A 12,472-nucleotide genomic window follows, 5' to 3' on the forward strand; every position below is an offset into this window, starting at 1 on the left:
CTACTCAGGCCGCTACGAGATAGGAAAAGACCGATTCGAGGGATTCGTCGGACGGCGAAACGGTCAGCAGCCGGATGCCCTGCTCGCGTGCCACCTTCGGCAGCAGCGTGGTGAAGCGTCCGAAGTCGACCGCCTGGATGCGCAGGGCCTGTTCGGTCAGGTCCACTTCGATCCCGGCCGTCGACGGGTCGGCGATGAGCGCGGCAGCGAGCGCGCGGTCGTCGCTGGACCGTACGAGATAGCGGTGCGGACGGTCCGTCATCAGCCGGCGGATCTTCCGGAAGTCGCCGGACGCCGCATGCCGCCCGGCCACGATCACCTCGATGTGCGAGGCGAGTTGCTCGACCTCTTCGAGGATGTGGGAGGAGAAGAGAACCGTGCGCCCCTCCGCTCCCATCCGTCGCAGCAGTTCCATCAGCTGCATCCGCTGACGCGGGTCCATACCGTTGAACGGCTCGTCGAGCAGCAGCACGGACGGGTCGTGGACCAGAGCGGAGGCCATCTTCACGCGCTGGCGCATGCCCTTGCTGTACGTCGAGATCTTGCGGTCCTGCGCATACTCCATCTGGACCGTGGCCAGCGCGCGGGCGGCCTCGGCGTCGCCGAGACCGTGCAGTTCCGCGTTGGCCATCACGAATTCGCGTCCGGTCAGGAAGTCGTACATCCCCTCCCGTTCCGGCACGATGCCGATCGCCCGGTACACGGCTTCGTTGCGCCAGATCGCCTTGCCGTCGAGCGTGACCGTGCCCGTCGACGGGGCGAGGAATCCGGCCATCATGTTGATCAGCGTGGACTTGCCCGCACCGTTGGGGCCCAGCAGACCGGTGACGCCCGGCCCCACCGTCATGCTCACGTCGTTGACGGCGACCACATTGCCGAACCAGCGGGAGGTGTGGTCGATCTCGATGGTGGTCACAGCCCGACCCTCCGGTAGCGGCGCATCAGTACGGCGTACGAGCCGGCGACGAGCGCGAGAACAACGATCAGATAGACCACTCCGGCACCGGCCCCCGGGCCTTCCCCTCCGGGGAAGGCGGAGGTGGCCCCGAGGAACGCGGTCTGCACACCGTCGATCAACGTGATCGGGGAGAACAGCCCCAGCCACGGAACGGCCCCGGTGGACCCCGTCGACCAGGCGATGCCCTGGACCGTGGAGACCGCACCGTAGGAGATGGTGAGCACGGCGATCACCGCGGCGACACCGAAGCCGCGGCGCGGGGTCAGCGCGGCCATCACGAGACCCAGACCGGCGAAGAGTACGGAAAGCAGCGCCACCGACACCATTCCCTGGGCGAACCACTTGGTCTGGTCGCCGAAGTCGAACTTCCCCAGCAGCGCGCCCACATAGAGGATCACCAGGGGCGTACCGGTGAGGACGAAAAGGGCGGAGGCCATGGCGGCGAACTTGGCGACGACGTAGTCGGTCCGCTCGATCGGCCGGGAGAAGTACAGCGGCACACTCTTGAACCGAAGGTCCCTGGAGACCGACTGCGGTGCCTGCGCGGCGATGAACAGACCGATGACGGCCTGCAGGTAGACCGCGTACGAGGTGTACTGGATGGGCAGTTTCGTCGAGCTCGGGGTGGCGATGGCGACGGCCACGAGGATCGCCGCCACCAGGCACATCACACCGAACAGCAGCATGGGAAGCACCTTGGACTTGACCGAGCGGCCGAGTCCGAAGGAGCCCCGCAGGGACTGCGAGTAGAGCGAGCGGCGCGCGTAGGCACGCCCCAGGCGCGGGCCGTCGTAGGCGCGGTAGCCGATGTTGTGGATCCGGGACGTGTCGCTCCCGGTCGCGGCGCCGGTCTCAGTGCTCATCGCTACCGCTCCCCTTCTGCTGTACGGCCCCGGCGGCCACGGACGCCTGCTGTGCCACGGCCTGCGCCGCCGGTGCCTCTTCGGTACGGAAGACCTCGGCGATGTGGTGACGGCGCTGTTCCATCCGGACGAGCCCGAGACCGAGGCCGGCGACACTGTCGCGGACGATGTCGTACGTCTCCTCGCCGGTCGCCTCGATCAGCAGGATGTGTCCCGCCCCCGGCAGCCCCGCCGTGTCCAGGCCGTCGAGGCCCACCAGCTTGATCCCCGTGCCGGTGAGCACCTGGCGCAGGGCGTCGGTGCCGTCGGGGTGGGCGTCGCTGTCCGTGACCTCGACCGCGAGGGTCGTGGTGGTCTGGGTGAAATCACTGGTGGAGCTGGAGCGCAGCAGCGCGCCGCCGTCGATGACGACGACGTGGTCGCAGGTGCGCTCCAGTTCGCCCAGGAGGTGCGAGGTGACCAGGACCGAGATGCCGAAGTCGGTGTGCACCCGCCGGATCAGGCCCAGCATCTCGTCCCGGCCGACCGGGTCCAGGCCGTTGGTCGGCTCGTCCAGGAGGACCAGCTGCGGGTCGTGGACCAGCGCCTGGGCCAGCTTCACCCGCTGCTTCATGCCGGTCGAGTAGCCGCCGATGGGTCGGTAGCGCTCCTCGTAAAGCCCGACGTGGCGCAGCGTGTCCGCGGTGCGTTCGCGTGCCGCGGTCGGCGGCAGTCCGGACATCCTCGCCATGTGGACGACGAACTCGGTGGCCGAGACGTCCGGCGGCAGGCAGTCGTGCTCGGGCATGTAGCCCACCCGTTCCCGGATGGCGGCGCCGCTGGTCGAGACATCGAGCCCGAGCACCGCGGCCCGGCCTTCGGTGGCGGGGGACAGACCCAGCAGGATCTTGATCAACGTGGACTTGCCGGCTCCGTTGGCGCCCACCAGCCCGGTCACACCGGGGCCGATGTCCAAGGAGAGCCGGTCAAGCGCGGTCACCCGGGGGAACCGCTTGCTCAGGCTTTCGGTCGCAATGACTGTCACGTCATCGACGGTAGTGGCGCGGACCACAGAGGTCGTCAGACCTGACGGCTGGATTCTCGTCAGACTCCAGATGTACGGACCCGTAGGGGGACCCCATGGAGGAGGAGCGGGGCGCCCGCGCGTGCGGCAGCCCCCGGCCGGCCGCGGAGTTGTCCACAGGTCAGGCGCACCCCTTGACGTAGCCGCCGGACATTGTCACATTCATCAGTGTCACGTTACGGGCACGTACCGCACACGGCAGGGAACGGACGGTGGCATGGCCTCGCGAGTGAAGGACGAACGGGCCCCGGAGCTTGCGGGGTTCAGGGACGTGCAGCGTCTCGCGTACGCCTGCGCGGAAGCGGTCGCCGCCCGCCTGAAGCCGGGGGTGACGGAGCGGGAGGCGGCCCGGATGCAGCGCGAGTGGCTGCGTGAGCGCGGTGTGCGGGACTGGTTCCACCTTCCCTTCGCCTGGTTCGGGGACCGCACGGCGTTCTCCGGTTTCAAGGTGCCGCTGCAGTTCTTCCCGACCAACCGGCAGCTGGAGCCGGGGATGCCGTTCATCCTCGACATGGCCCCGGTGTACAAGGGATTCACCGCGGACATCGGGTACTCCGGCTGCCTGGGGCTGAATCCGCTGCACGACAAGCTGCTCGCCGACCTGGAGGTCCACCGCGAGCTGCTCCTGCGCGAGGTGCGCGAGCGGCGTCCGCTGCGCGAGATCTACGAGGACGTCGAACGCCTGATGATCAGGCAGGGATACGCCAACCGGCACCGCGCCTACCCCTTCGGCGTCATCGCCCACAAGATCGACCGGGTCACCGAACGCCGTTGGTCACCGCAGGTGTTCGGGTTCGGCACCCAGTCACTCAAGGGCCTGTTGAACGATGCGGTGCACGGGCACCGGGACGGCTGGTCGCCGCTCTGGAGTCCGTACCGCTTCTCCGACCACCCTCCGCAGCCGGGCCTGTGGGCGGTCGAACCACACCTCGGATTCCGGGGTACGGGCGCGAAGTTCGAGGAGATCCTGGTGGTCACCGACTCACGGGACCCCGAACAGAGCGCCTTCTGGCTGGACGACGATCTGCCGCATGTGCGGCGCTGGGCCGAGGAGAGGGTGGCGGCATGAGTCTGCGGAACCTGCCGGGGGCGCGCGAGCGCCGGGTGGCCACGGGCGGTATCGAGCTGTGCGTGGCCGAGCTGGGCGACGCGACGCGTCCGACGATCGTGCTGGTGCACGGCTACCCGGACAGCAAGGAGGTCTGGACGCAGGTCGCCCGGCAGCTGGCCGAACGGTGGCACGTCGTGCTGTACGACGTGCGCGGCCATGGCGGCTCGACGGCGCCCGTCCCGCTGCGCGGGGGCTTCACGCTGGAGAAGCTGACCGACGACTTCCTGGCCGTCGTCGACGCGGTGAGCCCGGACCGGCCGGTGCATGTGGTCGGGCACGACTGGGGTTCGGTCCAGGCCTGGGAGTTCGCGACGGTCAGCCGCACCGAGGGCCGGATCGCCTCCTTCACCTCGATGTCCGGCCCCTCTCTGGACCACTTCGGGCACTGGATCAAGAAGCGGATGGCCCGGCCCACTCCACGCCGGGTCGGCCAGCTGATGGGCCAGGGCGCCAAGTCCTGGTACGTGTACATGCTGCATACGCCGGTACTGCCGGAGCTCGCCTGGCGCGGCCCGCTCGGCAAACGGTGGCCCCGCATCCTGGAGCGGCTGGAGAAGGTGCCTCCGGGCGACTACCCGACACCGTCCCTGCCCGACGACGCGGCGCACGGAGCCTGGCTCTACCGCGACAACGTCCGCGCGCGGCTGCGCAGGCCCCGTGCCGACGCCTACGCGCATGTGCCGGTCCAGCTGATCACGCCTACCGGCGACATCTTCCTGTCCGAGCAGCTCTACGACGACCTCGAGTCATGGGTGCCGCAGTTGACCCGCCGCTCGCTGCCGGCCAAGCACTGGGTACCGCGCACCAGGCCGGACCAGCTCGCCTCCTGGATCAACGAGTTCGCCGCCGCCAACGAGGCGGCCGTGCAGGGCGGCATACCGGTGCAGGACATCGCGCCCAAGGGTGCGTACGCGCACCGGTTCGGCGGACAGCTCGTCCTGGTGACGGGGGCGGCCGGCGGTATCGGCAGGGCCACGGCCTTCGCGTTCGCCGAGGCCGGCGCCCGCGTGGTGGCCGTGGACCGGGATGCGGACGGGGCGGCCAGGACGGCGGAGCTGGCCCGGCTGATCGGCGCCCCGGCTGCCTGGGGCGAGGCGGTCGACGTGAGCGACGAGCAGGCGATGGAGAAGCTCGCCGAGAAGGTCGCCGCCGAGTACGGCATCGTGGACGTGCTGGTGAACAACGCCGGCATCGGGCTGTCCGGCTCGTTCCTTGAGACGACCAGCGAGGACTGGAAGAACGTCCTCGACGTCAATCTGTGGGGGGTCATCCACGGCTGCCGGCTCTTCGGCAAGCAGATGGCCGAGCGCGGGCAGGGCGGTCACATCGTCAACACCGCCTCGGCTGCCGCGTATCAGCCGTCCCGCGCGCTGCCCGCGTACAGCACGTCGAAGGCCGCCGTGCTGATGCTCAGCGAATGCCTGCGCGCCGAGCTCGCCGAGAAGTCGATCGGGGTCAGCGCGATCTGCCCCGGCATCGTCAACACGAACATCACCGCGACCACTCGCTTCGCCGGAACCGACGAGGCGGAGGAGAAGCGGCTGCAGAAGCGGACGAGCCGGCTCTACGGGGTGCGCAACTACCCGCCGGAGAAGGTCGCCGAGGCGATCCTGCGGGCGGTCGTCCGCAACCAGGCCGTCGTGCCGGTGACGCCGGAATCCCATGCCGCCCGGTTTCTGTCCCGGCTCAGTCCCGCCGCGCTGCGAGGCGTCGCACGGCTGAAGCCGCCGCTGTGAGCGGCTCCGGGCCGTCGGCGGCCGGGCGATCGGGCGCGGAGTACCGGATCGAGGACCTGGCGCACGCGAGCGGCGCCACGGTCCGCACGATCCGCGCCTACCAGGACCGCGGCCTGCTGCCGACCCCGGAGCGGCGGGGCCGGGCCAATGTGTACCGGGACACCCATCTCTCCCGGCTCGGGCAGATCGCCGACCTGCTCGACCGCGGCTACACCCTGGCCAGCATCAAGGAGTTGCTGGAGGCCTGGGACACGGGCCGCGGCCTCGGCGGAGTGCTCGGGCTCGTCGCCGAGGTGCACGGACCGTGGACCGACGAGCGCGCGGACCGGATCACCCGGGACGAGCTGAACGTGAAGTTCGGCGGCACCCATGACGAGCAGGCGGTCGCCGAGGCGGTGGACCTCGGCGTGCTCGAACGGATTCCCGGCCGGCAGGACGAGTTCCTGGTGCCCAGCCCACAGGAGCTGGCGGTGGCAGTCGAGTTGTACGCGGCAGGCGTGCCGCTCTCCGCAATCTCCGGTCATCTCAGGGAGCTTCGGGGACAGGTCGAGCAGATCGCTTCCCGCTTCCTGGAGTTCACCACCGAGCACGTCTTCGCCCGCTACCTGGGCCATCGGCCGCCGACCGATGCGGACGCGGCCGAGGCAGCCTCGATGGTGCGCCGGCTCCGGCCACTCGCACAGCAGACGGTCGACGCCGAACTTGCCCGTGCAATGCGGACCTTCGCCACCCGGCACCTGGAGCATCACCTGAGCGCGGAGGAGCCCTTCGCCCCGGGCCCCGCCTCACCAGGACCCGTCCCGGTTGCCCTCCCGCCGGCCACAATCGCCGCGGTGCACAGTCTCGTTGGGCCCGAGCACGCCTCGGCCTTCGTCACGGCCGCCACGGAACGTGAGGTACAGGCAAGGACATTGGATGCACTTGCCTCATCTCACCTTAATGCGGAACAAGTTGATCAAATAGGTTAATTGGCAAGCCACTTGTCCACAGAATCGTCAAATTACCTGTGGATAACCCGAGTTGGCTGTGGATCAAACCTGTGGACGAAAATTGCTGCTGTGAATCGTGGACAAAATTTGGATGCGCCGGAGCCGAGGTGACGGGCACGCTTGGCGGATGGATGAAAGACGCACCGTCAAGGTGTCCAAGTACCTCTCGAAGCACCTGCGGCATCAGCCCGAGCGGATCGGGCTCCGGCTCGACGCCAACGGCTGGGTGTCCATCGACGAGCTGCTGCGGGCCGCGGCCCGCCACCACTTCCCGTTCACCCGCGCCGAACTCGATCATGTCGTCGTCTCCAACGACAAGCAGCGCTTCGCCGTCGAGGACGGCCGCATCCGGGCGAGCCAGGGCCACACCGTCGCCGTCGACCTGGACCTGCCGCCGGCCGAACCGCCCGCCTACCTCTACCACGGCACGGTCGGCCGGTCCCTGGACGCGATCCGCAGCGAGGGGCTGCGGCCGATGAACCGCACCCACGTCCACCTCTCGCCCGACCGTGAGACGGCGACCCGTGTCGGGGCCCGGCGCGGCCGCCCCGTCGTCCTGTCCGTGGACAGCGGTGCGATGCACCGGGCAGGCCACACCTTCTGCGTCAGCGCCAACGGGGTCTGGCTCACGGCTGCCGTGCCTCCGGAGTTCCTGCGCCTGCCCGACTGAGCCGCCGGCCCTCCGGTCACCGCCGTGCACCGCGGCAGCCGTACCGCTACCCGGCAGAACCGGCCGCCGGCATCAGGCGAGCTGGGCCGGCGCCTGCGTCGCGATCTCCTCGAAGAGCCTCTCGTCCGCCACCGCCGCGGCGAACTCCGGTCCGTCGGCAGGCACCGGCGCATGGATCACGATCTCGGTGAAGCCGAGCTCCGCATGCCTCCCCGCGAAGTCCACGAACGCGTCGACGGAGTCGAAGGGGCGCCCGCCCCCGCCTGCGAGCTCCGGGTTGAACTCCGGGGTGAAACCGGTGAGCAGGATCTTGTCCAGCCCGTCCGCGTCCCGGCCGCCCTCCGCGCAGGCCTTGCCCAGCTTGGCGACCTGGCCACGGATGGCGTCGAGCGACTGGGCGGCACTGCCCGACTCGTACAGCTTCGGATCACCCGTGGTCACCCACGCCTGGCCGTACTGCGCGGCGACCCTGAGTCCGCGCGGTCCTGTGGCGGCGACCGCGAACGGCAGCCGCGGCCGTTGTGCGCACCCCGGGAGGTTCCGCGCCTCATGGGCGGCGTAGAATTCGCCCTCGCGCGTCAGTCCGGCCGGCTCGCGGAGCAGCTCGTCCAGCAGCGGCACGAACTCGCCGAAACGGTCGGCACGCTCGCGCGGGGTCCACGGCTGCTCGTCGCCCCGCAGGAGCGTCGTCGCGTCGAAGCCGCTGCCGCCCGCGCCGATACCCAGCGTGACGCGGCCACCGGAGATGTCGTCGAGCGAGATCAGTTCCTTGGCGAGCGTGACCGGATGCCGGAAGTTCGGCGAGGTGACGAGCGTCCCCAACCGCAGCCGCGACGTTGCGCAGGCTGCCGCGGTCAGTGTGGGAACGGCGCCGAACCAGGGACCGTCCCGGAAGGCACGCCAGGCCAGGTGGTCGTAGGTGTACGCGGCATGCAGACCCAGCTCCTCGGCACGCTGCCACTGGGAGCGACCACCCTCGTGCCAGCGGCGGACGGGCAGGATCACGGTGCTGAGGCGCAGAGTGGTGCTCATGAATCAGAGTTTACGGCGGAACGGGTGGACCACACCTTTCGCTCGTACACCTGCAGCAGCACCTCTGCCCAGCGTCCTGGTGCCCACCCGCAAGCAGGCGCGGTGGCGCTCCCCTCAGGTACTCCGGGGCGGCCGCGCCATCCACCGGTTCACCTCACCGTAGGGCGGGGCGTCCGCGACGAACCCGAAGGTCCCGTGGTCGAGCACCTCACGGGCCGCCCGGACGAATCCGCCCAGCGCCGCCCGCGACAGTGTCGACCCGAGGCTGATCCGGCGCACGCCGCAGGCCGCGAGCTCGGCCACACCCAGCGCCGGATTCTGGCTCCCCGCAAGGACGTTGACCGGCCGGCCGACCGAGCCGCACACCGCGCGCACGGCGTCGGCCGACGGCAGTCCTGGCGCGTAGAGCACATCTGCGCCCGCCTGCTCGTAGGCCCGCAGTCGACGGATCGTGTCGTCCAGGTCAGGAAGTCCGTAGAGGAAATTCTCCGCACGTGCGGTGACGGTGAACGGGAAGGGCAGGGCGCGCGCGGCCTCCACCGCGGCCGTCACCCGGTCCACCGCCTCCGCGAGCGGACGGACCGGAGCGCCCGGCAACCCCGTCGCGTCCTCGATCGAGCCGCCCACCAGGCCCGCGTCCGCCGCAGCGCGAATGGTGTCGGCGACGCCCTGCGGGGTAGCGGCGAATCCGCTCTCCAGGTCGGCGGAGACCGGCAGCGGCGTCGCGGCGACGATCTCGCGGGCGTTCGCCAGCACCCTCTCGCAGTCCAGCAGATCGGCACCGTCCGGCACACCGAGCGCGACCGCGAGGCCGGCGCTGGTCGTCGCGAGTGCCGGGAAGCCAAGCCCTGTCAGGATCTGAGCTGTTCCCGCGTTCCATGGATTGGGGATCACGAAGGGTTCGGTCCCGTTGTGCAGCTCCCGGAACGCGGCACCCTGGACTGCAGCTCTCCTACGGACAGTTGCACTGTCACTCTCCCCCTCGGTAGGTGTCCCGGCCCGACACGGCGGCCCGTCGAAGCGACGGCACACGCGCTGTCGTCCACCGATGGAAACACTCCGTCCGCGGGAGCGTGGGCCTGTTCGTGCGGTGTCACGGTGATCGCGACGCCTGCGGCGCAGTCGACATATGCCAGTGGAATGTTCTCCTGCTCAGGCGCGTGCGCACTCAAATGTGCGCCCCTGCGCACGCCCGTGCACGCTCGTGCGCGAGAATGAAGCGGTGACCTCAGCTACCGATTCGCCCGCTCCTGCCGTTCCCCGGCTGATCGCCACCGATCTGGACGGCACCCTCCTGCGCGACGACAAGACCGTCTCGGACCGCACGGTCGCGGCGCTCGCCGCCGCCGAGGAGGCCGGGATCGAGGTCTTCTTCGTCACCGGCCGCCCCGCCCGCTGGATGGGCGTCGTCAGCGACCACGTGCACGGCCACGGTCTGGCGATCTGCGCCAACGGCGCCGCCGTCGCCGATCTGCACGCCGACGGCCGGCTGCTGAAGGTCCGACCCTGGAGCGCGCGGCCGCCCTCGACGTCGTGCACACGCTGCGCGCGGCCGCCCCCGGCACCTCCTTCGCCGTCGAGCTGGCCACGGGTATCCACTACGAACCGGCCTACCCGCCCTTCCACCTCGACCCCGGCGCCACCGTGGCCGTCGCCGAGAAGCTGCTCCACGAGGAGACGCCTGGCGCCGGCGCCCCCGTGCTGAAGCTCCTCGCCCACCACCGTGAACTGGCCCCCGACGACTTCCTCGCCCTGGCCCGTGAGACCGCGGGCGACCGGGCCTCCTTCACGAGGTCCAGCCCCACGGCCCTCCTGGAGGTCAGCGGACCCGGCGTCTCCAAGGCCAGCACGCTTGAGCTCTGCTGCGCCGAACGCGGCATCACCCCGGCCGAGGTCGTCGCCTTCGGGGACATGCCCAACGACGTGGAGATGCTGCGCTGGGCCGGCACCTCGTACGCGATGGGCAACGCCCACCCGGCCGCACTGGCGGCGGCCACCGGCCGTACCGTCACCAACGACGAGGACGGCGTCGCGGTCGTCATCGAGCGGATCCTCGCCGAGCGGTCAATGACCGCACGGAGCGCTGGACCGGCGGAGCCGACGGAGCGCTGAACCGGCGGAAGCCGCACGGGGCGCTCCACCGGCAGGGGCCGCACCCAGCGCTCATGCCCTCGTCCGAGCTGTCCGCAGGAGAGCACTGGACCGACCGGAGCCACACGCAGGCCACGGCTCAGAGCGGTGCCTGCCACACCACCGTCGTGCCGCCGCCGTCCTCTCCGAGGCCGGGCCCGAACCAGCTGGCCCCGCCGAGCGATTCCGCCCGGCGGGCCAGGTTGCGAAGACCACTGCGCCGGCCGCCCGCCGGGATGCCGACCCCGTCGTCGGCGACCGAGAGCCGTACCGCCTCCCGCCCGTCGGGAAGCGCGGCGGTCGCGTCGACGGCCACGTCGATACGTGACGCATCGGCATGCCGGAAGGCGTTGGACAGTGCTTCGCGCAGCGCCGCGATCAGGTTCTTGCCGGTCAGCTCGCCGACCAGGGAGTCCACCGGGCCGAGGAACCGGTGGGACGGTTTGAAGCCCAGCGGGACCGCCGCCATGTTGATCTCGCGCAGCACGCGGGTGCGCAACCCGGACGGCGCCTCGGCCGGCTCCTGCTGCAGCGCGAAGATGGCGGTACGGATCTCCTGGATGGTCACGTCCAGCTCGTCGACCGCGCGCCCGACACCGGTCTGCACCTCCGGCACGTCCGACCGGCGCTGAGCGCTCTCCAGCATCATCCCGGTGGCGAACAGCCGCTGGATGACCAGGTCGTGCAGGTCCCTGGCGATCCGGTCACGGTCCTCGTAGACCGCGAGCCGTTCCCGGTCCCGCTGCGCCTCGGCCATCATCAGCGCCAGCGCGGCCTGTGAGGCGAACTGGGCCGCCAGGGTCCGTTCCGTCTCCGTGAACGGCCGGGCACCCTTGGCCCGCGGGGTGGCGAGCGCGCCGAGCACCCGGCCCCCACTGTGCAGCGGAAGCAGCATGTTCGGCCCGAACCGGTCCGCCAGCCTGGTGATCAGCCGGGAGTCGGCGGCCGAGTCGTCGATGAAGACGGCCTCGCCGCCCAGCAGCATCCCGACCACCGGACTCTGCGCCGGGATGATCACCCCGAGCGCGGCGCTCGGGTCGTCCGCGGACACGGCGACGATCTCCAGCCCCCGTCCTCGGCCGGCAGCAGCACGATCCCGGCGGCGGAGCCGGCGAGATGGCGGGCCTGTTCGGCGACGACCGCGAGCGCGTCGTCGGCGTCCCCGCCGGAGAGCAGCGCGGTCGTCACGGCCACCGAGCCGTCGATCCACCGCTCGCGCTGCCGGGCGGCCTCGTACAGCCGGGCGTTGCCGATGGCGATGCCGGCCTCGGTGGCCAGCACCCGCAGCATGTGCAGGTCGTAGTCGTTGAACTCGGCCCCGCCGTCCTTCTCGGCCAGATAGAGATTGCCGAAGATCTCGCCCTGGACCCGGATCGGAACGCCGAGGAAGGTCCGCATCGGGGGATGGCCGGGCGGGAAGCCGGCGAACCTCGGGTCGGCCGTCAGGTCGGCCAGTCGCAGCGGACGCGGGTCGTGGATCAGAGCTCCGAGCAGCCCCCGACGGCCGTCCGGCCGGTGGCCGATCTCTCTCGCCACCGACTCCGGAGCTCCGTAGGTGACGAAGTCCGAGAGCCCTCTGCCCTCCTCGTCCACGACGCCGATGGCGGCGTAGCGGGCGTGGGCCAGTTCCGCCGCCGTCTCGCAGATGCGGTCGAGAGTGGTGTGCAGTTCGAGCCCGGTGCCGACGGAACGCATGGCTTCCAGCAGCCTCGGTACGCGGGCTGTGAGCTCGGTCGACAGGCCCTGTAGACCGCGGGTCGCTTCCGTCGCGGCTTCGAGCGCGCCCTCCGGCTCTTCCGGATGCTCCGCGTGTTCCGGGTGCGGATCCGTCCGGTGCTTCGGATCCTTCGGGTGCTTCGGGCCCTGCTCTGACATACCCAGAGAGTAGTTAGTCCCTTTTGTGGGGGAAAGTCGGGGAGC

The 12,472-nt window shown here is 70.5% G+C and carries 9 protein-coding genes and 2 pseudogenes; 5 read left to right on the forward strand and 6 right to left on the reverse strand.

Translation table 11 applies throughout. The annotated features are described in order from the left end of the window. Positions 1-4: 4 nt before the first annotated feature. From LNW71_RS14820 to LNW71_RS14830, 3 genes are read right to left on the reverse strand one after another with little or no spacing between them, the layout of a single operon-like run. Positions 5-916, reverse strand: a complete 912-nt coding sequence (locus tag LNW71_RS14820; protein WP_250968654.1) for an ABC transporter ATP-binding protein — start codon at positions 914-916, stop codon at positions 5-7. After that, the gene (locus LNW71_RS14825) at positions 913-1,821 is read right to left on the reverse strand and encodes an ABC transporter permease subunit (RefSeq protein WP_250968655.1); all 909 of its coding nucleotides are present in this window, start codon (positions 1,819-1,821) and stop codon (positions 913-915) included. The genes LNW71_RS14820 and LNW71_RS14825 overlap by 4 nt, the downstream gene beginning before the upstream one ends. Then, positions 1,811-2,845, reverse strand: a complete 1,035-nt coding sequence (locus LNW71_RS14830) for an ABC transporter ATP-binding protein (RefSeq protein WP_250968656.1) — start codon at positions 2,843-2,845, stop codon at positions 1,811-1,813. The genes LNW71_RS14825 and LNW71_RS14830 overlap by 11 nt, the downstream gene beginning before the upstream one ends. Positions 2,846-3,101: 256 nt before the next feature. On the opposite strand from LNW71_RS14830, the gene LNW71_RS14835 reads away from it, so the two are divergent. From LNW71_RS14835 to LNW71_RS14850, 4 genes are all read left to right on the forward strand, one after another. After that, on the forward strand, positions 3,102-3,953 hold the full coding sequence (locus tag LNW71_RS14835) for a M24 family metallopeptidase (protein WP_250968657.1): 852 nt from the start codon (positions 3,102-3,104) through the stop codon (positions 3,951-3,953). Then, the gene (locus LNW71_RS14840; protein ID WP_250968658.1) at positions 3,950-5,731 is read left to right on the forward strand and encodes an SDR family oxidoreductase; all 1,782 of its coding nucleotides are present in this window, start codon (positions 3,950-3,952) and stop codon (positions 5,729-5,731) included. Before LNW71_RS14835 ends, LNW71_RS14840 begins: the two co-directional genes overlap by 4 nt. After that, positions 5,728-6,699 (forward strand): MerR family transcriptional regulator, encoded by a 972-nt coding sequence (locus LNW71_RS14845; RefSeq protein WP_250968659.1) that lies wholly within the window; start codon positions 5,728-5,730, stop codon positions 6,697-6,699. Before LNW71_RS14840 ends, LNW71_RS14845 begins: the two co-directional genes overlap by 4 nt. A gap of 148 nt (positions 6,700-6,847) precedes the next feature. Next, on the forward strand, positions 6,848-7,390 hold the full coding sequence (locus LNW71_RS14850) for an RNA 2'-phosphotransferase (RefSeq protein WP_250968660.1): 543 nt from the start codon (positions 6,848-6,850) through the stop codon (positions 7,388-7,390). A 72-nt stretch (positions 7,391-7,462) separates the two neighbouring features. Here LNW71_RS14850 and LNW71_RS14855 read toward each other — a convergent pair whose 3' ends face one another. Together LNW71_RS14855 and LNW71_RS14860 are read right to left on the reverse strand one after the other, a co-directional pair. Then, positions 7,463-8,422: an LLM class flavin-dependent oxidoreductase gene (locus LNW71_RS14855; RefSeq protein WP_250968661.1), complete on the reverse strand. Its 960-nt coding sequence runs from the start codon at positions 8,420-8,422 to the stop codon at positions 7,463-7,465. Between the two features lie 114 nt (positions 8,423-8,536). Next, the gene (locus tag LNW71_RS14860) at positions 8,537-9,340 is read right to left on the reverse strand and encodes an oxaloacetate decarboxylase (protein WP_285802677.1); all 804 of its coding nucleotides are present in this window, start codon (positions 9,338-9,340) and stop codon (positions 8,537-8,539) included. Positions 9,341-9,644: 304 nt separating this feature from the next. Between LNW71_RS14860 and LNW71_RS14865 the strand changes: the two are divergent. Continuing rightward, a pseudogene (locus tag LNW71_RS14865) lies at positions 9,645-10,534 on the forward strand (HAD hydrolase family protein). Between the two features lie 118 nt (positions 10,535-10,652). Here LNW71_RS14865 and LNW71_RS14870 read toward each other — a convergent pair. Continuing rightward, positions 10,653-12,427, reverse strand: a pseudogene (locus LNW71_RS14870) (GAF domain-containing sensor histidine kinase). Positions 12,428-12,472 lie beyond the last annotated feature (45 nt).

The sequence above is a fragment of the Streptomyces sp. RKAG290 genome (assembly GCF_023701695.1).
In the GTDB taxonomy this organism is placed as follows: Bacteria; Actinomycetota; Actinomycetes; order Streptomycetales; family Streptomycetaceae; genus Streptomyces.